Origin of the sequence: Pseudonocardia oceanicola, from assembly GCF_047200735.1 — a bacterium.
Classification (GTDB): domain Bacteria; phylum Actinomycetota; class Actinomycetes; order Mycobacteriales; family Pseudonocardiaceae; genus Pseudonocardia.
On the sequence record NZ_JBJZON010000043.1, the window covers coordinates 14,563 to 34,763 of the forward strand.

At 73.8% G+C, this 20,201-nt stretch carries 21 protein-coding genes; 12 read left to right on the plus strand and 9 right to left on the minus strand.

Features of this window, described 5'->3' with window-relative positions:
- The first annotated feature begins 48 nt into the window (after window positions 1-48).
- On the plus strand, window positions 49-381 hold the full coding sequence (locus ACL02T_RS33455; RefSeq protein WP_412834834.1) for a hypothetical protein: 333 nt from the start codon (window positions 49-51) through the stop codon (window positions 379-381).
- Window positions 382-490: 109 nt separating this feature from the next.
- Here ACL02T_RS33455 and fmdA read toward each other — a convergent pair whose 3' ends face one another.
- Both fmdA and ACL02T_RS33465 read right to left on the minus strand, forming a co-directional pair.
- Window positions 491-1,744, minus strand: coding sequence for a formamidase (gene fmdA, locus ACL02T_RS33460; protein WP_412834835.1), 1,254 nt, complete (start codon window positions 1,742-1,744; stop codon window positions 491-493).
- Window positions 1,745-1,787: 43 nt separating this feature from the next.
- Window positions 1,788-2,441, minus strand: coding sequence for an AmiS/UreI family transporter (locus ACL02T_RS33465; RefSeq protein WP_412834836.1), 654 nt, complete (start codon window positions 2,439-2,441; stop codon window positions 1,788-1,790).
- Window positions 2,442-2,827: 386 nt separating this feature from the next.
- On the opposite strand from ACL02T_RS33465, the gene ligD reads away from it, so the two are divergent.
- The 5 genes from ligD (at window position 2,828) to ACL02T_RS33490 (ending at window position 7,838) form a co-directional block, all read left to right on the plus strand.
- On the plus strand, window positions 2,828-4,843 hold the full coding sequence (gene ligD / locus ACL02T_RS33470; protein WP_412834837.1) for a DNA ligase D: 2,016 nt from the start codon (window positions 2,828-2,830) through the stop codon (window positions 4,841-4,843).
- Between the two features lie 132 nt (window positions 4,844-4,975).
- On the plus strand, window positions 4,976-5,620 hold the full coding sequence (locus tag ACL02T_RS33475) for a HemK2/MTQ2 family protein methyltransferase (protein WP_412834854.1): 645 nt from the start codon (window positions 4,976-4,978) through the stop codon (window positions 5,618-5,620).
- A complete protein-coding gene (locus ACL02T_RS33480; RefSeq protein ID WP_412834838.1) occupies window positions 5,613-5,816 on the plus strand; it encodes a CDGSH iron-sulfur domain-containing protein in 204 nt (67 codons plus the stop codon). The genes ACL02T_RS33475 and ACL02T_RS33480 overlap by 8 nt, the downstream gene beginning before the upstream one ends.
- Window positions 5,813-6,841, plus strand: coding sequence for an iron-containing redox enzyme family protein (locus tag ACL02T_RS33485; protein ID WP_412834839.1), 1,029 nt, complete (start codon window positions 5,813-5,815; stop codon window positions 6,839-6,841). Before ACL02T_RS33480 ends, ACL02T_RS33485 begins: the two co-directional genes overlap by 4 nt.
- 10 nt (window positions 6,842-6,851) lie before the next feature.
- On the plus strand, window positions 6,852-7,838 hold the full coding sequence (locus tag ACL02T_RS33490) for an L-histidine N(alpha)-methyltransferase (protein WP_412834840.1): 987 nt from the start codon (window positions 6,852-6,854) through the stop codon (window positions 7,836-7,838).
- Window positions 7,839-7,924: 86 nt separating this feature from the next.
- Here the strand turns inward: ACL02T_RS33490 and ACL02T_RS33495 are convergent, their stop codons facing one another.
- The gene (locus ACL02T_RS33495; protein WP_412834841.1) at window positions 7,925-8,890 is read right to left on the minus strand and encodes a ferritin-like domain-containing protein; all 966 of its coding nucleotides are present in this window, start codon (window positions 8,888-8,890) and stop codon (window positions 7,925-7,927) included.
- Window positions 8,891-9,149: 259 nt separating this feature from the next.
- Here ACL02T_RS33495 and ACL02T_RS33500 point away from each other — a divergent pair, with 259 nt between their 5' ends.
- Together ACL02T_RS33500 and msrA are read left to right on the plus strand one after the other, a co-directional pair.
- Complete coding sequence (locus ACL02T_RS33500; protein ID WP_412834842.1) at window positions 9,150-10,088, plus strand: NADP-dependent oxidoreductase; 939 nt, start codon at window positions 9,150-9,152, stop codon at window positions 10,086-10,088.
- 36 nt (window positions 10,089-10,124) lie between these two features.
- Entirely contained in the window at window positions 10,125-10,640 is a 516-nt protein-coding gene (msrA, locus tag ACL02T_RS33505) for a peptide-methionine (S)-S-oxide reductase MsrA (RefSeq protein WP_412834843.1), read from the plus strand.
- Between the two features lie 6 nt (window positions 10,641-10,646).
- On the opposite strand, the gene ACL02T_RS33510 is transcribed toward msrA, so the two are convergent.
- The gene (locus ACL02T_RS33510; RefSeq protein ID WP_412834844.1) at window positions 10,647-11,639 is read right to left on the minus strand and encodes a beta-ketoacyl-ACP synthase III; all 993 of its coding nucleotides are present in this window, start codon (window positions 11,637-11,639) and stop codon (window positions 10,647-10,649) included.
- 201 nt (window positions 11,640-11,840) lie between these two features.
- Between ACL02T_RS33510 and ACL02T_RS33515 the strand changes: the two genes are divergently transcribed.
- Window positions 11,841-11,993, plus strand: a complete 153-nt coding sequence (locus ACL02T_RS33515) for a hypothetical protein (protein ID WP_412834845.1) — start codon at window positions 11,841-11,843, stop codon at window positions 11,991-11,993.
- On the opposite strand, the gene ACL02T_RS33520 is transcribed toward ACL02T_RS33515, so the two are convergent.
- Entirely contained in the window at window positions 11,990-13,693 is a 1,704-nt protein-coding gene (locus ACL02T_RS33520; RefSeq protein WP_412834846.1) for a sigma-54-dependent Fis family transcriptional regulator, read from the minus strand. The genes ACL02T_RS33515 and ACL02T_RS33520 overlap by 4 nt on opposite strands.
- Before the next feature lie 108 nt (window positions 13,694-13,801).
- A complete protein-coding gene (locus tag ACL02T_RS33525; protein WP_412834847.1) occupies window positions 13,802-13,951 on the minus strand; it encodes a hypothetical protein in 150 nt (49 codons plus the stop codon).
- A 217-nt stretch (window positions 13,952-14,168) separates the two neighbouring features.
- Between ACL02T_RS33525 and ACL02T_RS33530 the strand changes: the two genes are divergently transcribed.
- Window positions 14,169-15,692 carry a catalase gene (locus tag ACL02T_RS33530; RefSeq protein WP_412834848.1) on the plus strand — a complete coding sequence of 508 codons (1,524 nt, stop codon included), beginning with the start codon at window positions 14,169-14,171 and terminating at the stop codon, window positions 15,690-15,692.
- A gap of 42 nt (window positions 15,693-15,734) precedes the next feature.
- Here the strand turns inward: ACL02T_RS33530 and ACL02T_RS33535 are convergent, their stop codons facing one another.
- Window positions 15,735-16,814 carry a class I SAM-dependent methyltransferase gene (locus ACL02T_RS33535; protein WP_412834849.1) on the minus strand — a complete coding sequence of 360 codons (1,080 nt, stop codon included), beginning with the start codon at window positions 16,812-16,814 and terminating at the stop codon, window positions 15,735-15,737.
- Between the two features lie 66 nt (window positions 16,815-16,880).
- Between ACL02T_RS33535 and ACL02T_RS33540 the strand changes: the two genes are divergently transcribed.
- Together ACL02T_RS33540 and ACL02T_RS33545 are read left to right on the plus strand one after the other, a co-directional pair.
- Window positions 16,881-17,948, plus strand: coding sequence for a 2,3-butanediol dehydrogenase (locus ACL02T_RS33540; RefSeq protein ID WP_412834850.1), 1,068 nt, complete (start codon window positions 16,881-16,883; stop codon window positions 17,946-17,948).
- Window positions 17,945-18,709, plus strand: a complete 765-nt coding sequence (locus ACL02T_RS33545; RefSeq protein ID WP_412834851.1) for an acetoin reductase — start codon at window positions 17,945-17,947, stop codon at window positions 18,707-18,709. Before ACL02T_RS33540 ends, ACL02T_RS33545 begins: the two co-directional genes overlap by 4 nt.
- Here ACL02T_RS33545 and ACL02T_RS33550 read toward each other — a convergent pair.
- Together ACL02T_RS33550 and ACL02T_RS33555 are read right to left on the minus strand one after the other, a co-directional pair.
- Window positions 18,699-19,424 carry a dihydrofolate reductase family protein gene (locus ACL02T_RS33550; RefSeq protein WP_412834852.1) on the minus strand — a complete coding sequence of 242 codons (726 nt, stop codon included), beginning with the start codon at window positions 19,422-19,424 and terminating at the stop codon, window positions 18,699-18,701. The two genes, ACL02T_RS33545 and ACL02T_RS33550, sit on opposite strands and share 11 nt — an antisense overlap.
- The gene (locus ACL02T_RS33555; RefSeq protein WP_412834853.1) at window positions 19,421-20,131 is read right to left on the minus strand and encodes a hypothetical protein; all 711 of its coding nucleotides are present in this window, start codon (window positions 20,129-20,131) and stop codon (window positions 19,421-19,423) included. The genes ACL02T_RS33550 and ACL02T_RS33555 overlap by 4 nt, the downstream gene beginning before the upstream one ends.
- Window positions 20,132-20,201: the final 70 nt, after the last annotated feature.

Here is a 20,201-nt window from a genome sequence, read left to right on the forward strand (position 1 = left end):
ACGGTGGGATCGTGGCCACCCCATCGGCGAGTTCCCCGGCGGTGACCCGTGCCCCCAGACCCCACCGACCCCTGTCCGGCCGCCCCCGTGGACGCCCGGGCGCGACCGTTCGGACCTGCGCACCCCGCGCACGACGAGGACGACCGGCCCAGCCGTCGGCGCGCCACGATGCCGCCCGATCAGCGGGTCCTGCTGCGCACGGCCGCGATGCTCGCCCCCGAGCGCTACCCGGGCCCGGTCGGCGAGCTGCTCGCGCGTGAACTGCTGATCTGGGAGGACTTCGGGCACCGCTTCGGCGCCCACTCCCTGGTCTCCCGGCTCGTCGCCCAGATCCTCGACCCGAGCGCCCGGCAGCGGGACGGAGACGGCACCGCGGCCTGAGCCGCGATCCCCCGGGCCGGGGCCGCCCTTCCCCCAGCCACGCGGCCCCACCCGCCCCACCCCGCCCGCGGCGACCCGGGCGGGGTGGGGACCTCCGGAACCGACCGGGTCAGGCGCGTGCCACCGGGACCCCCTGGCCGGGATCGATCCGGGCCGGCCCGTCCTTGCCGGGCCGTACCTGGATGTCGAAGATCTCGGTCGGGATGTAGACCGTCGAGCAGGAGTTCGGGATGTCGACGACCCCGGACAGCCTGCCCTCGATCGGCGCCGCGCCCAGGATCATGTAGGCCTGGATGTCGGAGTAGCCGAACTTCTGCAGGTAGTCGATCGCGTGCAGGCAGGCCCGCTGGTAGGACAGGTGCGAGTCGAGGTAGCGCTGCTCGCCGCCCAGCGTCACCGAGGTGCCGGAGAAGGCCAGCCACTCGCTGTACTGCGGGTCGGTGCGGCCCGGCATGAAGATCGCGTTCTCCGACACCCCGTAGGTGTCCATCCCGCCCTTGATCAGGTCGACGTGCAGGTCGATGAACCCGCCCATCTCGATGGCGCCGCAGAAGGTGATCTCGCCGTCACCCTGGGAGAAGTGCAGGTCGCCCATCGAGAGCTTCGCGCCGTCGACGAACACGGGGTAGAAGACCCGCGAGCCCTTCGTGAAGTTCTTGATGTCCTGGTTGCCGCCGTTCTCCCGCGGCGGTGCCGTGCGAGCCGCCTCCGACGCGACCCGGTCGAAGTCGTCGCCGGACAGGTTGCCCAGGATCACCGAGTCCGGGTTGGGCGGCAGGGCCAGCGGCGGCACCCGGTCCGGGTCGGTGTCGATGAGCGCCTGCTCGCGGGCGTTCCACTTGCCCAGCAGCTCCTGCGAGGGTGCGGTGCCCATCAGGCCGGGGTGCACGATGCCGGTGAACGACACCCCGGGGATGTGCCGGGAGGTCGCCACACCGCCCCGGAAGTCCCAGATCACCTTGTAGGCGTCGGGGAACTGCTCGGTGAGGAAGCCGCCGCCGTTGCGGGTGGCGAACACGCCGGTGTAGCCCCAGCCCTGCCCGGCCAGGGGCCCGGAGTCCTCCTGCGGGATGGGGCCGACGTCGAGGATGTCGACGATCAGCAGGTCGCCGGGCTCGGCGCCCTCGACGTGCAGCGGCCCGCTGAGCACGTGCACGCTCGGCAGCGGCGCGTTGAGGATGTCGTCGGCGGAGTCGTTGTTGTGGATGGCGCCGTCGAACCACTCCCGGCAGTCGACGCGGAACACGTCGCCCGGCTTGACCCGCACCAGCGCGGGAATGTCCGGGTGCCAGCGGTTGTGGCCGACGATCCGCTGCTCGCTGAACCTCTTCTGGGAGTCCAGGGGGAAGACGACCTCGGGCATGGTGGTACCTCGCTTCGTGTGCCGGCGGTGAGGGTGGTTCGGATCAGGTGCTGACGGCGGCGCCGCGGTCCTCCGGCGTGCGCTCGGTCGGCGGGGTGGTGTCCGCGCTCGGGCGGGTCAGGCGCGGGTAGAGCAGGCCGAAGACGACGACGCCGAAGATCGCGAGCCCGATGGCGACCCGCGTGTCGGCGAACCGCCACCAGCCGATGAGCAGCACGAACGCCGGGATCGCCGCGGTGATCCAGCCCTGGATCAGCGCCACGGCCCCGGTGTAGCGGGTGATCCGGCCGACCTCCTTGCCCATCAGGACGTAGAACAGCGACCACAGGAACGCCCAGTAGAGCCAGATGACACCGAAGACGGGGTCGCCGAGCCGGAGGAAGTTGAGGACCGCGTACCCGGCGGCGCAGACGGCGACGAACAGGGAGAAGTAGCCCAGGCCGGTGCCGTCGAGCTTGCCCAGCAGGTTGAACGCGACGTAGAGGTAGGTGAAGCCGAACAGGTAGAGCCCGGAGGCGTTGAGCACGATCCCCGGATCGCCCGCCGCGGTGAAGATCAGGTACGTCGGGGTGACGACCTGGAGCAGGCCGACGAAGAGGTTGAGCGGTGCCGCCGACTTGGCCTCGACCCAGCCGAGCAGCATCGCGCCGTTCAGGAAGAGCACCGCACCGACGTACAACAGGCCGACGCTGGCCATGGGATCTCCTCTCGGGGCAGGGTGACCGCCCCTGGTCCGGCCGGTTCCGCGGGGTCCCGGCCGCGGGCGGTGACCCGCCGGGCGGGGCAGGGCGCGGCAGGCGGGCGCTGCGCCGGGTCGGCGCGACACTGCCGTCGCTCCTTCCCGCTCGACGGGTCGCCGACGCTCCCAGCAGGGGGGCTCGGCGCATCCGGCCGGAGGGCCCGGCACGTGCGGGCCGTTCGTCCCTGTCGCGCTCACCCGATCGCACGGCCGGGCCCGCCGTTCGCCTCCGCCGCCGGACCGGCCGGCCGATCGCGGACCCGGGCCGGCGCGGCTGCTCCTGATCGTCCCCGACCGGGTGGTCCACGGTGGCCGCCCGGCCGCGGACTGGGCAGGCTGGGGCCGTGCCCGGCCGTTCCCGTCCCGTCCGCGACGGCGCGGAGCTGCGCCCGATGCTGGCCACGGCGGGGATCCCGCCGGTCGACCCGGGCTGGGCCGTGGAGTTCAAGTGGGACGGCGTGCGCGCCCTCGTGGTCGTCGAGGACGGCGGGGTGCGGTTCGTGAGCCGCAACGGCAACGACGTCACCGGTGGGTATCCCGAGCTGGTCGCGGCGGTGCCCCGCGACCGGGACCTGGTGCTCGACGGCGAGATCGTGGCCCTGGACGCCGCGGGTCGGCCGGACTTCGGGCTGCTGCAGCACCGCATGCACGTGCGCACCCCGCCGGCCACCCTGCTCGACTCCGTCCCGGTGGAGCTCTACCTGTTCGACGTGCTGCGGGTCGACGGCGAGTGGCTGCTGCCGAAGCCGTACGACGAGCGCCGCGCCTGCCTGGAGGAGCTCGGCGTGGCGGGGTGGGACCGGGTGTCGGTGCCGCCCTCGTTCACCGAGATCATGCCGGCACAGGTGCTGGAGGTGGCGCGCGAGCACCGGCTGGAGGGGATCGTCGCGAAGCGCCGCACCTCCCGGTACGAGCCGGGCCGGCGCTCGGCGGCCTGGGTGAAGACGGCCTTGTTCCACGGCCAGGAGGTCGTCCTCGGGGGCTGGACGCCCGGCCGGGGCACCCGCGGCTCCACCCTCGGCTCCCTGCTGCTCGGGGCGCACGACCCCGACGGCCGCCTGCGCTACGTCGGCAACGTCGGCACCGGCTTCACCGAGGCCGCCCTGCGGGCGCTGCTGGACCGGATGGCCCCGCTGCGCCGCTCGAGCAGCCCGTTCGACGAACCGGTCCCGCGCGACCAGGCCCGCGGTGCCACCTGGATCGAGCCGTGCCTGGTCGGGGAGGTCGAGTACCGCACCCTGACCCACGACGGGCGGCTGCGGCACTCGGTGTGGCGGGGGCTGCGGCCGGACCGGGAGCCCGAGGAGGTCGTGCTGGAGGCCCTGTCCGGCCGGTCGGCCCCCCTCGGCGGCACTCCGCCGGGCCGTACCGCGGACCGGCTCGCGCCCGCGGCAGCGGAGGACGACGATCCCGCCGAGACCGTCACCGCCGACGAACTCGCCGCCCTGGACCTGCTCGGTCGCAGGGGGACCTGGGAGGTGGGCGGCCGGGAGCCGGCCCTGACCAACCTCGACAAGGTGCTGTTCCCCGGGGACCGGGAGGCCCCGCTGACCAAGCGGGACGTGATCCGCCACTACGCGCGCGTCGCCCCGTACCTCGTGCCCTACCTGCGCGACCGGCCGGTGAACCTGCACCGCTACCCCGACGGGGTCGACCGCCCCGGGTTCTGGCAGAAGGAGGTGCCGTCGCACGCGCCCGAATGGCTGCGGCGGTGGCGGAACCCGGCGGCCGAGCCGGGCGAGACCCAGGTCTACGCGGTGGTCGACTCCGCCGCCGCGCTGGTGTGGATGGCCAACTACGGCGCCGTCGAGCTGCACCCCTGGACCTCGCGGTTGCCGGAGGTCCACCGGCCCACCTGGGCCCTGATCGACATCGACCCCGGTACCCGCAGCACCTTCGCCGACGTCCTGGTGCTCGCCCGGCTCTACCGCACCGCGCTCGACCACCTCGGCGTGCGGGCCGCGCCCAAGGTCACCGGCAAGCGCGGCGTGCAGATCTGGGTGCCCGTCGAGAACGGCTACACCTTCGCCGACACCCGGCGCTGGGTGGAGCGGCTGTCGAAGGCCGTGGGGCGGATGGTGCCGGAGCTGATCACCTGGGAGTGGTACACCGACCGGCGCTCCGGCCTGATCCGCCTGGACTACACCCAGAACGCGATCAACAAGACGCTCGTCGCCCCCTTCAGCATCCGTCCCGGGCCCGACGCGCCGGTGTCCGTGCCGATCGAGTGGGACGAGCTCGACGACCCGGACCTGCGCCCGGACCGGTGGACCGTGCGCACCCTGCCGGACCGCCTCGCGGCGCACGGCGACCCCCTCCGCCCGCTGGTCGGGCTGCCGCAGCCGTTGCCGCCCCTCTGACCGCGGCACCGCCCGTCCGCGGCGGAGACCGGCATAGTCCCCCCGGCGGACGGGTAGCTTCGCCTCGTCGCCCACCACGCGCACCCCTCCGCCCCCGGCGACGGGCCCGAACGACAGGCAGGACCCGACGTGATGCTCTTCTGCCCGCCCGGCGTCTACCGGGCCCAGTCCGACACCGAGCTGCTCTCCGGCCGGCTGGCCCGCCACGCGGCGGGGCGCGACGTCCTCGACCTCGGCACCGGCACCGGCGCGCTGGCCCTCGCGGCCTGGCGCGAGGGCGCGGCCTCGGTGACGGCCGTGGACCTGTCCCGGCGCTGCGTCACGGCGACCCGGCTGAACTGCCTGCTGCACGGTGCCCGGGCCCGTGTGCACCGCGGCGACCTGTTCGCGCCCGTCCGGGGCCGGCGGTTCGGGATGATCGTGGCGAACCCGCCGTACGTGCCGTCGGAGAGCGCGGTCCTGCCGCGGCACACACCGGGCCGCAGCTGGGACGCGGGGCCCGACGGGCGCGCGGTCCTGGACCGGATCTGCGACGGCGCCGCGGCCCATCTCGAGCCCGGCGGGGTGGTGCTGATCGTGCACTCGCAGGTCTGCGGGCCCGAGGCCACGGTGGACCGGCTGGAGCGGACGGGCCTGGTCGCGGACGTCGTCGAGCGGGCGCGGATCCCGTTCGGCCCCGTGATGCGCTCGCGGGCGACCCTGCTGGAGAAGCGCGGGCTCATCGAGCCGGGCGACCGGCTGGAGGAACTGGTCGTGGTGGAGGCCCGGCATGCCTGAGCCCACCCGTGTCCTGCTCACCGACGAGGGCCCGGCCCTGATCTCCGGGCCCGTCGAGCTGGAGCTGCCGGACGGCACCAGGGTGCGCTCCGACCGGGCCGTCACGGCCGTCTGCCACTGCCGCCGCAGCAAGCGCTACCCCTTCTGCGACGCCAGCCACCGCCGCAAGGTGCGGCCGGAAGGACCCGACGCGTGACCAGCACCCTCGAACCCGGCTTCCTGCTGCAGGCGGCGGCCCCGGAGGTGCCCGCACCGCGCGGCCCGCTCTCCGAGGCCGTCGTCGAGGCGCTGCGCGACGGCGCTCGCCGCCCGGTCGACGCCGCCGGGGCCGACCCGTACGGCGACGACCTCCAGCTCGCCCTGCACTGCCTCTACGAGCTGCACTACCGCGGCTTCGCCGGGGTCGACGCCGAGCGTGAGTGGGACCCCGAGCTCCTCCGGGTGCGGCGCGAGCTGGAGAGGGTCTTCCTCGCGGCGCTGCGCGCCGACGTCGCGCCGGGTGCCGACGTGACCGCCCTGGTCGACGAGCTGCTGGTCGAGCCGGTCGGGCCGGGGGTGCGTGGGGTGTCGCACCACCTGCACCGCGAGGGCACGCTCGAGCAGCTGCGCGAGTACGTGGCGCACCGGTCGATCTACCACCTCAAGGAGGCGGACCCGCAGGCGTGGGCCATCCCGCGGCTCACCGGCGCGGCGAAGGCCGGGCTGGTCACCGTGGAGCACGACGAGTACGGCTCGGGGCGCCCCGAGCGCATGCACGCGCTGCTCTTCGCGGAGATGATGACCGAGCTGGGCCTGTCGGACCGGTACGGCGCCTACGTCGAGCACGTGCCGGGGGAGACGCTGGCCGAGGTCAACTTCATGTCGCTGTGCGGGCTGCACCGCGGCCTGCGCGGCGCCTCCGTCGGGCAGTTCGCGATGGTGGAGCTGACCTCGTCGCCCGGCTCGGAGCGCCTGGTCCGGGCCATGCGCCGGCTCGGCTGCGGCCCGGCCTCGATCCGGTTCTACGACGAGCACGTGGAGGCCGACGCCGTGCACGAGCAGGTCGTGCGGCGCGGGGTGCTGGCGCCGCTGCTGGCGGCGGAGCCGGAGCTGGCCGCCGACGTCGTGTTCGGGATCCGGGCGAGCCTGTTCCTGGGCGAGCGGATGGGGGAGCGCCTGCTGGGTTCGTGGGACCGCGGCGAGAGCAGTCTGCGGATGCCGTTGCCGGCCGCCCGGCCGTAGCCTCCGGGGCGTGCCCGCCGCGCCCGCCGCCGAGATCCTGCCCGTCGACGACGCCTTCTGGGACGACGGCGCGCAGCTGGTCGCGTGCCTGCGGGAGCCGGTCCCGCGCATCCCGCCGCACTTCGGGTACGACGCACTCGGCTCACGGCTGTTCGAGGCGATCACCGAGCTGCCCACCTACTACCTGACGCGGGTGGAACGGGCGATGCTCGAGCGGCACGCCGGGGAGATCGCGGCCGCGCTGGACGCGCCCCGGCTGGCGGAGCTGGGCAGCGGGAGCGGGAAGAAGACGAAGCTGCTGCTCGAGGCCTGCCTGCGGCGTCGCCCGACGGCCTACCTGCCCGTCGACGTCAGCCGGGAGATGCTGGAGCACAGCGCCGCCGAGCTGACGGCCGCCCTGCCCGGCCTGGTGGTGCGCGGGCTGTGGGGCCGCTACGAGGCCGGCCTGGCGCACCTGCGTGCCGCGGGGGAGGGGGAGCGCGAACCGGTCGTCGTCGCCTTCCTCGGCAGCAACGTCGGCAACACGACCCCCGCCGAGCGCGCGGCCCTGTTCGGCGAGATCGCCGCCGCACTGCGTCCCGGGGACGGCTTGCTGGTCTCGGCGGACCTGGTCAAGGCGCCCGAGGTCCTGGAACGCTGCTACAACGACCCGCCGGGGCACGACGCCTTCCGCCGCTTCCGGCTCAACCACCTCAGCCACCTCAACCACCGCTTCGGGGCGGACTTCCGGCTGGAGCGGTTCGAGGCCCGGGCGCACGCGGTGGGCCCCGTCGTGGAGGGCCACCTGCACGTCCTGGCCGACCACACCGCGACGCTCCCGGCCCTGGGGACGGAGCTGGACCTGCGTCGGGGCGGGTCGATCAACGTCGGATTCTCGGCGAAGTTCGACCCCGAGGGGCTGGCCGGGGAGCTCGCCCCGCACGGGTTGGTCCCCCAGCGGGAGTGGATCGACGCCGAGCACGCCTACGGCATCTTCCTGTACCGCCCGGCGGGGTGATCTCACCCGTGAGAACGCGAGCGGGGAGCCGCGCCGTCCCGTCCGGGACGAGACGTGCGCGACTCCCCGTCGTGGCGCCCGCAGCGTCACTCGACGCCGACGGTCTCCTTGGCGATCGACGCGTAGTGCGTCTGGGCGGCGGAGACCACGCTGGACCGGGCCTTGTGCTGCTCCTCGTACCGGATGACGGCCTGGATCTCGCCGGGGAGGCGCAGCTGGCGGATCGCGGCGACCGCGTCCTGCACGCCCTTGGTCTCGTAGCCGGCGATCGGCAGTTCGTCGGCACGCAGCGCACCGGCGTCCCGGCGGACGGCGTGCACCGTGGCACCCGCCTCGGCGCCCGCGTCGGCGTGCGCGACGTCCTCGGCCCGCTCCAGGCCGGCGTCGACGGCGGTGCCCACGACCTCACCGGTGTCCGAGGCGAAGCGGCCGACCTTGTCGCCGATACGGCCGAGCCGGGCGCGCACCTCGTCCCCGGCCCTGACGAACCGGTGCGCGGCGCGGTTCACGCCGCCGATCGTGATGCGGGTGGGCAGCGCGACGGCGCGAGTGACCCCGCCGGCCACGGCTTGCAGCGCGGTCGGGCGCAGGGCCGCCGGGCCGCCCAGGGCCTCCTCCGCCAGGACGGTGGTGAGCCAGTCGACGGTCGCGCTGTGCGCGGAGACCAGCTGCTCGGCGAGGCCGTGGACGCTCACCGGGCCCGCCTCGGCCGTGAGCGCGACCAGGTAGCGGGCGCGATCGAGCAGTTGGTGCTCGAGCGCGAGGTCGCCGAGCAGCGCCTCGTCGAGCGGCTGGGCCTGCTCGACGGTGCTCTTGACCAGGTAGGCCGCGAAGCCCACGGCCGGGGAGACGACGTCGGGGACCTCGCCCAGGTCGCGCAGGGCGGCGGCGAGGCGCTCGGCGCGGCGCTCGGCGTTCTCGCCGTTCTGCTGCAGCTCGCGGCGGACGGCGTCGGTGCGGGCCTGCGCCACGCGGGTACGGGCGATCTGGACCTCGGTACGGGTGAGCTGCTCCAGGGTCCGGAGCTGGCTGATGACGGCGGCGTTCGCCATGGCGGTACCTTCCTCGTGCGTCGGTGTGGGCGTGCGATTCGGGTCGTCACCGATCGGTTTGCACGCGCCGGCGGCCTCGACACGTGACCGGCGCCGAGGCGTGGCTCACGTCGGTGGTGCCGTGCGCCGGATGCCACGATCTGTCCGGGCAGCCATCTGTCCGGGCAGCCATCTGTCCGGGCAGCCATCTGTCCGGGCACATCGGTCCGGGCGACCCTCTGCCCGGGCGACCATCAGCATCGGCGCGGGGAGTGACGGGATGCGGGCGTACGGCTTCACGGCGGTGGGCGGGCCGGAGAACCAGGCGTTGCTCGACGTGCCGGTGCCGGAGCCGGGGCCCGGGGAGCTGCGGGTGCGCGTCCGCGCGGCCGGTGTGAACCCCGGGGACTGGCGGCTGCGCGAGGGCTCGTACGGAACGGTCGGCCCGGCGGTGCTCGGGCGCGAGGTGGCCGGCCGGGTGACCGCGGTCGGGCCGGACGCCGCGGGCTTCGCGGTGGGCGACGAGGTGTTCGGCGGCTGCCCCGGCATGGTCGGCGGCTGGGCCGAGGAGGCCCTGGTCACCGCCTCCTTCGCGGCGCACCGCCCGGAGGGTGTCCCGCCGGAGGCCGCCGCGGCGTTGCCGGTCGCCGCCGGCACGGCGTACGACGCGCTGGCGGACCTGGCCCTCCCGGCGGGGGCGACCCTGCTCGTCAACGGGGCGGGCGGCGGGGTCGGCGGGCCGGTGGTGCAGCTCGCCCGGGCCCGGGGGCTGCGGGTGGTCGGCACGGCGAGCCCGGCCAAGCACGACCTGGTCGCCCGGTTCGGTGCGGTGCCGGTTGCGTACGGCGAGGGCGTGCTCGACCGCGTCCACGAAGCCGCACCCCAGGGGATCGACGCCGTGTTCGACCTGGTCGGCGGCGACGCGCTGCGGACCGTGGCGACCCTGCTCACCGATCGCTCGCGACTGCTCTCGGTCGCCGACAAGCCGCTGGTCGCCGAGCTCGGCGGCCGCGACGTCGCCCGCGACCGCAGCACGGCCGTGCTCACCGCGCTGGCCCGGCTCGTCGCCGAGGGCACGCTCGACCCGCACGTCACGCGGGTGCTGCCGCTCGAGCAGGCCGGTGAGGCGCTGGCCGAGGTGGAGGCGGGGCACGCGGAGGGCAAGGTGGTGCTCGTGGTCGGGCGACCGCGGGACTATCGGCCGGCACCGATCCGTTGACGATCGTGGGACTGCACGAACGAGGAGGGAGCAGTGATGAGCCGCTACGAGAAGGCGATCCTGGCAGGGGGCTGCTTCTGGGGCATGCAGGACCTCATCCGCAAGCAGCCGGGCGTCGTGTCGACCCGGGTCGGCTACACGGGTGGGGACGTCCCCAACGCCACCTACCGCAACCACGGCACGCACGCCGAGGGCATCGAGATCGAGTTCGACCCGGAGCGGACCAGCTACCGCGAGCTGCTGGAGTTCTTCTTCCAGATCCACGACCCGACCACGAGGAACCGGCAGGGCAACGACGTCGGCATGTCGTACCGCTCGGCGATCTACTACCTCGACGACGAGCAGAAGCGCGTCGCCGAGGACACCATCGCGGACGTCGACGCCTCCGGGCTCTGGCCGGGCGAGGTCGTGACCGAGGTCGAGCCCGCGGGTGACTTCTGGGAGGCCGAGCCCGAGCACCAGGACTACCTGGAGCGCATGCCGTGGGGCTACACCTGCCACTTCCCGCGGCCGAACTGGGTGCTGCCCAAGCGGGCGGACGCGCAGGCCTGAGGGTCGTCAGCCCAGGTCGGGCCAGGTGAGGGTGGCGGCGCCCCAGGTGGCGCCGCCGCCGAACGCGGTCAGCACGAGCTTGCCGCCGGGGCGCAGCACCCCGCGCTCGTGCGCGTCGGAGAGCGCGAGCGGGATGGAGGCGGCCGCGGTGTTGCCGACGCGGTCGAGGTTCGCCACCACCCGGTCCGCGGGCACACCGAGCCGGCGGGCCACGGCGTCGAGGATGCGGCGGTTGGCCTGGTGCCCGACGAAGCCGTCGATCTCCTCGACGGCCCACCCGGTGCGCTCCAGGACCTCCTGGCTCGAGCGGGTCATCCGGTCGACGGCCTGCCGGTAGACGGCCTGGCCCTGCATCGTGAACCAGCGGTCCGCGGAGCCGGGATCGCGGGAGCCCCCGCCCGGGGTGATGATCAGGTCCTCCTGGCCGCCGTCGCTGCCGAGGACGACGTCGTGCACGGCGGGGCCGTGGGTGCCGCCGGGCGCCCGCAGCACGACCGCTCCGGCGCCGTCGCCGAAGAGGAAGGCCGTGCGGCGGTCGGCGGGGTCGACGATGGTCGAGAAGGTGTCGGCGGCGACCAGCAGCACGGACTCCGCGGCGCCGCTGACGATCATCGCGGAGGCGGTCGACAGGCCGTAGAGGAACCCGGAGCAGACGGCGTTGACGTCGAAGGCGGGAACCGTGCCCAGGCCGAGGCGGTGCGCGACGAGCGGGGCGGTGGCCGGGCAGGTCCGGTCCGGGGTGGTCGTGGCGAGCACGACCAGGTCGACCTCGCCGCTGCCGCCGGTCTGCAGGTCGGACTTGAGCGCGCGGGCGCCGGCCTCGGCGGCCAGGTCCGAGGTCGCCGTGCCGGGATCGACGTGCCGACGGGTCCCGATGCCGCTGCGCGTGCGGATCCACTCGTCCGACGTGTCCAGGGTCGCGGCGAGGTCGTCGTTGGTGACGACCCGCGGGGGCAGGGCGTGCCCGAGTCCGGTGAGGCGCGGAGCGCGGTCGTGCATGGGGGACACCCGGTTCCGAGTCGACGACGGGGGGCCGGGTCGAGTCTCCTGCCTCGCCCCGCTGCCCACAACCGGCCTGTGACCTGCGGATCTTCGAAGCAGCGCTCTACTGATCGGTAGCCCGGCCCGGGGGGACCGTCGTTGGCCGTCCCGTGGCCGCGGTGGAGAATCGTCGCTCTCGCGGAGGGCGCCGACGATGGCGTGGAACCTCAGGAGACGCTGCCGTGGGGCCGGGTCACGACCTACGCGACGGCGGTCCTGCTGCTCTCGCTCGGCGTGCTGCTCCTCGTCGTGCCGGGGGCGATCCCGGCCCTCGTCGTACCCGGCTCCCGACAGATGGACGAGATGTCCTAGATCCCGTACTCCCGCAGCTTGCGGTAGAGCGAGGAGCGGGCGATCTGCAGCTGCGTGGCGGCGGCGAGCTTGTTGCCGCCGCACTGTCGCAGTGCCTCCCGGATCGCGTCGGCCTCCGCGGCCTCCATCGGGGTGAGCCGGGTCCGCGGGGTCGCGGCGCGCAGCCGGGCGGGCAGGTCGTCGGCGTCGACGACGGCGCGGTCCTGCCGGGCCAGCCACCGCGCCACCCCGGCGAGCTGGCGGAGGTTGCCCGGCCACGGATACCGACGCAGCAGCTCGGTCGCCTCCGCGGTGAGCCGTGGCCGCGGGGCGGAGCGGTCGACGGTGAGCTCGTCGAGCAGCCCGTCGAGCAGCGCGGGGATCTCGTCCGCGCGGCTGCGCAGCGGCGGGACCACGACGGCGTCGACCCCGAAGCGGTCGAGCAGCGCCTGCTGGGCCGGGGCGGCCGCGGCGGGGTCCCCGGACCAGGTGCCGGCGACCCGGGCCGCCCGCCGGCCGGATCCGGCCTCCCGGAGCACGTCGTCGAGCAGCGCGCCGAGGGCGGCGCAGGCGGCGTCGTCGAGCGTGTGCAGGTGGGTCAGCGCCACCCCGGCGCACGCGCTGCGCACCCCGTCGAGCCAGGCGGGCAGGCCCGTGGTGGGCACCCGCGCGGCGTCGTGCACCGCGAGTCCCAGGCCGGTCAGCAGGGTGGTCTTGCCCGTACCCGGCTCGCCGTGCAGGAGCAGCGGCTCCGTCCCGAGCCGCCGGCGCACGGTGCCGGCGAGTCCGTCGCCCGACGCGGGCGAGACCGCCACCGCGGTGCGAGCGGGGGCGCCGGGCCCCTCCGCCGCCTCCGGGACCGTGACGATCAGCCCGACCGTCCGGCCCGCCGAGGCCAGGGTCCGGCACCGGACCTCCGGCCCGTCCGGGCCCGCGGGCACGGTCACCTCGGTGGCCCCGGCCAGCTCGTCCTGCGCCCGGGCCCACCAGGCGCGGTGGTCCAGCTCGAGGCGCGCCCCGGCGCGGTTGGCGATGAGGATGTCGCCGTCGAGCACCACGACCGCGGCCGAGCTGCGTCGCCGGGCACTGAGGTAGTGCCGGAACAGCTCGCGCTCCCGGGCACTGCTCGTGCCGTAGAGCTCCGCCTCGATCTCCCGGACGAGCTTGAGCAGGGTGGGCCGGACCAGCGGGTTCGCGTCCTCCGCGCGGCAGGTCATGTTCAGCGCGCCGAGGACGCGCCGGGTCATCGGGTGGCGGACCGGTGCCGCCGCGCAGCTGAACCCGTGCAGCGCGCCCGCGTAGTGGTCCGCCCCCGTCACGACGACGGGCCGGGCGGTCTCGAGGGCCGTGCCGATCCCGTTGGTGCCGACGTGCTCCTCGGCCCACTGCGTGCCGACGACGACCGAGCGCCGGTCCAGCCGTCGGCGGAGACCGTCGGTGTCGGTCCAGCGCCAGAGCACCGTGCCCGTCGGGCCGGTGAGCATCAGGCTGGTGTCCGCGCCGACCAGGGCGTCGGCCGCGGCCTCCAGGACCGGGGTCGCGGTGCGGCTGAAGCGGGTCTCCTCGAGGCGGGCCTGCGGCAGCTCCAGCTGGTCGGGGTCGACCCCGGACAGGCGTGACCGCCGCCAGGACTCGACGATCTCGCGCCGACGCGGGATGCGCTCGACCTCACCGGCCAGCAACCGTTCCCGTTCCCTGTCGATCACGTCCGAGATCACCACCCGCGCCCACCACGCGGTCCGTCGTCGTCGGCGGACGACCCGACGCTACACGGCGGGGCGCCGCAGCTCACCTCGGCGAAGGGTGAGGATCCGGCGCACCGGGCGAGGTCAGGAGAGTGCGCGCAACTCGCCGCGGGCGGGCTCGGCCAGGGCGCGCACCACGTCCCACAGCTGGTTCTCGTCCATCGACATCACGGTCGGGGGTCCCGCCGGGACCGTCGCGTCGTCGTTCTGGGGGAGCCGGTCGTCGTCGACCATCGTGCCGCACCTCCGTTCTCGGGCAGACCGTCACTACCCCCGGGACGAACCTCTTATGCAGCCCGGCGATACCGGAAACCGACGGGGCGTCGGACCGGCGAGCAGGTGTCACGCGTGCGGAGGTGGGTATCCCAGCCGACGGCGCCCAGCGCGCCGTCCTCTCGCCCACCACGCGAGCACAGCACGCACGACTCCACGACGAGGAGGCGCAGACCCCGTGACGAGCACGCGCCCGAACCCCACCACGACCGACGCCGGTATCCCGGTCGAGAGTGACGAGCACTCGCTCACCGTCGGCCCCGGCGGACCGATCCTGCTGCAGGACAGCTACCTCATCGAGCAGATGGCGCAGTTCAACCGGGAGCGCATCCCGGAGCGCCAGCCGCACGCGAAGGGCAGCGGCGCCTTCGGCCACTTCGAGGTCACCAACGACGTGAGCGCCTACACCAGGGCGGCGCTCTTCCAGCCGGGTGCGAAGACCGAGCTGGGCATCCGCTTCTCCACCGTCGCGGGGGAGCGGGGAAGCCCCGACACGTGGCGCGACCCGCGCGGGTTCGCGATCAAGTTCTACACGTCCGAGGGCAACTACGACATGGTCGGCAACAACACGCCGGTCTTCTTCGTCAAGGACCCGATGAAGTTCCAGCACTTCATCCGGTCGCAGAAGCGCCGTGCCGACAACAACCTGCGCGACCACGACATGCAGTGGGACTTCTGGACGCTCTCGCCGGAGTCCGCGCACCAGGTCACCTGGCTGATGGGCGACCGGGGCATCCCACGCACCTGGCGGCACATGAACGGCTACACGAGCCACACCTACATGTGGATCAACTCCGCCGGCGAGGAGTTCTGGGTCAAGTACCACTTCAAGACCGACCAGGGCATCCAGAACTTCACCCAGCACGAGGCCGACCAGATGGCCGCGGCGGACACGGATTACCACACCCGTGACCTGTTCGAGCACATCCGCGACGGCGACTACCCGTCCTGGACGCTCTTCGTACAGATCATGCCGTACGAGGACGCCAAGACGTACCGCTTCAACCCGTTCGACCTGACCAAGGTGTGGCCGCACGGCGACTACCCGCTGACCGAGGTCGGCCGGATGACGCTGGACCGCAACCCCACGGACAACCACACCGAGATCGAGCAGATCGCGTTCCAGCCCAACAACCTCGTGCCGGGCATCGGGCCGTCGCCGGACCGGATGCTGCTCGCGCGGCTGTTCTCCTACGCGGACGCGCACCGCCACCGCCTGGGCGGCAACTACCAGCAGATCCCGGTGAACGCCCCTGTCGTGGAGACGCACTCGTACTCCAAGGACGGCGCGATGCGGGTGAAGAAGGTCTCCGACCCGGTGTACGCGCCGAACTCCTACGGCGGCCCCGCGGCCGACACCGAGCGCTACGGCCGGGTGCCGACCTGGTACGCCGACGGCGACATCATGCGCACCGCCTACGTCGACCACGCCGAGGACGACGACTGGTCCCAGCCGGGCACGCTCGTCCGCGAGGTGATGGACGACGCCGCCCGGGAGAGGCTGGTCGACAACGTCGTCGGGCACCTGCTCAACGGCGTGTCCGAGCCGGTCCTCGCGCGCGCGTTCGAGTACTGGCACAACATCGACAAGGAGATCGGCGACCGGATCGAGGCCGGGGTCCGGGAGAAGGCGTCCGAGAAGGACCCGAAGGCCGGGGAGCAGGCGAACCCCGCCCGGGAGAGCATGCAGGCCAAGGCCTGAGGACCGCCCCGGGGGAGCGGGGGCGACGGAGTGGTCGGGCGCTCAGCCCGGCCGCTCCGTCGCGTAGATCAGGTTCAGCGCCTGCCCGGGCGCCGGTGTCACCGTGACCTCGCCGAACCCGGCCTCGCCCAGCATGCGCACGGCGAGCTCCCTGCCCCACGCCGCGCCCAGCCCGGCGCCGCCGTGCGCCAGCGAGACCGTCATGCAGTGCAGGGTGCTGATCGTGTAGATCCACGGGGCGAACGGGTTGCCGACGTTGTCGGCCAGGTCGCTCGCCGCGGCCATGTCCACCATGACGAAGCGCCCGCCGGGCACCAGGGCGTCGTGGATCCCGCGCAGCACCGCTGCCGGATCGGCCTGGTCGTGCACCGCGTCGATGGCGAACGCGACGTCGACGGGCTCGGTGGGTCGGAGGGCGGCCGCGTCGGCGGTCTCGAATCGCACGTTCGTGAGGCCCGCGTCGGCGGCCTCGGCGCGCGCGTGGGCGAGGGCGTCCTCGGCGAGGTCGTAGCCGGTGAAGGTCGAGGCCGGGAAGGCCTTCGCCAGGACCACCATCGCGTGCCCGGTCCCGCACCCGACGTCGGCCACCCGCGCGCCCGCGGTCAGCCGCTCGCTCAGCCCGGGCACGAGCGGCAGCCAGGCGTCGACCAGCAGTTCGTCGAGCGGGCGGCGGTTGAGCTGGTCCATCACGCCGGTGAAGTCGGGCGCGAACGCCTCGTAGGGCAGGCCGCCGCCGGTGCGGAAGGCCTCGGCGATGCCGTCGAGGTTGCGGCCGAGCAGCGGCACCATGGCCGCCATCGGCGCCATGTTCTTCGAGCCGGGCCCGGTGAGCGCGGCGGCGTGCGCTTGCGGCAGCGCGTACCGCCCGTCGTCGTAGGTCATGATCCCGCCGGTGACCATCGCGCCCAGCCACTCACGCACGTAGCGCTCCTGCAGCCCGGCCCGTTCCGCCAGCTCCGGCGACGTGCCCGGTCCCTGCGCGGCGGCCTCGAAGAGCCCCGTGCGGTGCCCGAGGTCGATCATCATGGTCAACCCGCCGGCCGTGTAGACGCCGAAGAGGTGGCGGGCGAACTCGCGCACCGCACGCCGGTCGGGGACGTCGGTGTCCGCGCTTGTGGTCATGGGGGTGATCCTGCAACCTCGCTGCAACCGTTGCCCAGGCCCCGGCCCGGACGTGAGCGTGGACACATGAGAGCAGCGCGGTTCCACGGTCCCGGCGACATCCGCATCGACGAGGTCCCCGACCCGGTGGTGGCGCCGGGCCAGGTCGAGGTGTCGGTCGACTGGTGCGGCATCTGCGGCACCGACCTGCACGAGTTCCTCGAGGGGCCGATCTTCGTCCCGAACAAGGGCGAGCCGCACCCGCTCACCGGCGTGGAGATGCCCGTCGTGCTCGGGCACGAGTTCGCCGGCGTGGTCTCGGCCGTGGGCTCCGGCGTGACGGGCGTGAGCGAGGGCGACCGCGTCGCCGTCGAGCCGTACTGGGTGTGCGGGGAGTGCGTCGCGTGCCAGGCGGGCCGCTACAACATCTGCCGCAGCCTCGGGTTCGTCGGGCTGGCCGGTGACCAGGGCGGGTTCGCGGAGCGCTGCGTGGTGGACCAGCGGTGGGTGCACCCGCTCGGCGACCTCCCGACGGACCTGGGCGCGCTCGTCGAGCCCCTCGCCGTCGGCTACCACGCCGTGCGCCTGTCGGGGCTGCGCGAGGGCGGGACCGCCGTGGTCTACGGCGCCGGCCCGATCGGGCTGGTCACCACCGCGGCGCTCAGGGCGGCCGGTGCGTCGCAGGTCGTCGTGGTGGAGCCCGCGGCCGCGCGCAAGGCCAAGGCCACGCCGGCGGGGGCCGACGTGATCATCGACCCGATCACCGACGACGCCCCCGCGGCGATCCTCGACCTCACCGGCGGCGGCGCGGACGTCGCCTTCGAGTGCGCCGGGATCGACGCCGTGCTGGCCTCGGCCATCGGCTCCGTGCGCCCCGGCGGCACCGTCGTCAACGTGGCGATCTGGGGCCACGTGCCGCAGGTCGCCGTCAACGACCTGGTCATGAGCGAGGTCAACCTGATCGGCTCGCTGGCCTACTGCGGCGACCACCCCGACACCATCGCGCTGCTGCGCGACGGGAAGGTCGACGCCGCCCAGTTCATCACCGGCCGGATCGGGCTCGAGGACATCGTGTCCGGCGGCTTCCGGGAGCTGATCGACAACAAGGAGGAGAACGTGAAGATCCTCGTCTCGCCGAAGGAGGTCCTGGGATGACCGTCGCGCTGGTGACCGGGGCCGGGCGTGGGATCGGCCGGGCGATCGCCCTGCGGCTGGCGAAGGACGGGCACGCCGTCGCCGTCAACGACGTCGACAAGGCCACCGCCGAGTCCGTCGCCGGGGAGATCGCCGACGCCGGCGGGTCGTCCGTCGCGCTGCCCTTCGACGTGACCTCGCGGGACGCGGTGTTCGAGGGCGTCGCGGCCACCGTCGCGCAGCTCGGCGGCCTCGACGTGATGGTCAACAACGCCGGGATCGCGCAGGTCAAGACCCTGCTCGAGCTCACGCCGGAGGACCTGCAGACGATGTTCGGGGTCAACGTCTTCGGCGTCGTCTACGGCATCCAGGCCGCCGCCGGGCACATGAAGGAGAACGGCGGCGGCAAGATCATCAACGCCGCGTCGATCGCCGGGCACTCCGGTTTCGACTTCCTCGGGCACTACTCCGCCACGAAGTTCGCGGTCCGGGCGCTGACCCAGGCCGGCGCGAAGGAACTGGCGCAGCACGAAATCACGGTGAACGCCTACTGCCCGGGCATCGTCGGGACGGACATGTGGGATCTCATCGACGAGAAGATGGGCCCCTACCTGGGCAACGAACGCGGCGAGACCCTCAGGCAGTACACGGAGCTGATCGCGCTCAAGCGAGTGCAGACCCCCGAGGACGTCGCGGGCTTCGTCTCGTACCTCGCCGGCCCGGACTCGGACTACATGACCGGCCAGTCCGTGATGATCGACGGCGGGATCGTCATGGTGTGAGGTCGGACCGGCCCTGTCGAGTCCCGCCGGTGTCCGGGTCGGGATCTGTGGCCTCGTGGTCCCCGACGACCTCGTAGGTCAGGTGCGTCGCCCGCGGCGACTCGGCGACCGCCCGCTGGATCAGCGTCGTCGGGCCGACGAGCTCGAACAAACGCGTGCCGCCGCCGAGCAACAGCGGGGACAGGTGGATGCGGAGCTCGTCGACCAGCCTCTCCGCCAGGGCCTGGTCGAGGACGTTCGCGCCGCCCATGACGACGACGTCCTTGTCGCCCGCGGCCGCCCGGGCCTGGTCGACGGCGGCCGCCACCCCTGCGGTCACGAACCGGAACCGGGACGCGAGCCGCACCCGGGTCGGCGGTTCGTGGGTGACGACGTAGCAGGGCGGCGCCGCCGACTGGTCCTGGTCGTGTCCGTACCCGACGTCGTCGTTCCAGCCGTTCGGCCCGTCCACGATGTCGTACAGTCGCCGCCCCATCACGACGGCGCCGGTGTCCTCGAAGCTGCGCGCCAGCACGGCTGCGTCGACGGGGGAGCGGGGCTCCTCGAGCACCCACGCATGGATCGCCTCGCCGCCGATGCCGAGGCCGTGTTCCTGGTCCACACCGGGCGCGGTGACGTACCCGTCCAGCGACATGGAGATGTCGGCGATCACCTTGGGCATGCTCGTTCCCTCCAGCGTCTCCTCCGGCAGACCCGACGAGTGGACAGAACTCACCGGTGGTGGTCGTCGGGCGATCGTCGAGAGACCCTCCGCCGCCGGCCGGACGAGCGCGAGGAGACCTCGGTGCGCCGTCGGATCAGAAGGGCGGCTCCTCGTCGAGGACGACGGCGGGTGGTCCCGGCACGGTTTCGGGCGGTGGGACGGGCTGGACGAGGCCGTAGCTCTCGTCGTCGGGTCGGACGAAGGGTGGCGCGTCGAGGTGAGGGTCGGGGCCGTGCGGCGCGTGTTGAGGGGCTGCCGTGTGTGGTCGGGCTGCCGTGTGTGGTCGGGCTGCCGTGTGTGGCCGTGGCGGTGAGGGTGACGGTGCCGTCGGCGCAGAGCATGCCGACGACCTCGCGGCCGGCGACGGCGCGGCGGTAGCGGCGTTCGAAGTGGGCCGGGTCGAGGTCGGCGACCAGGGCTCGCAGCCGGGCGTCGAGTCGGCCGGCGGTCCAGTCGGCCGCGCGGGGCAGTACCCAGGCGACCAGGGCGGCGGCCTGTTCGGACGTGAGGTCGCGCTCCGGGTCGGCGACGCCGATCTGCGCCACCACCTCGTACAACCCGGCCTGCTCGTGCGCAACCTGCCGGTACCGGGCCTGCAGCAGCACCGGCAGGTCCTCGTTCGCCGTCGCCGCGAGGTCGATCGACGCCAGGACGGCGGCCAGTTCCGGGCCGGGCGGCATCGCCGCCAGGTCCTCGGGAAGGGCCACCGTCTCCTGCACGACTCGAACATACATTCGACCACCGACAAGAACGCCGCTTCCTCACCATGTTATGTCTCAGGACATGGGT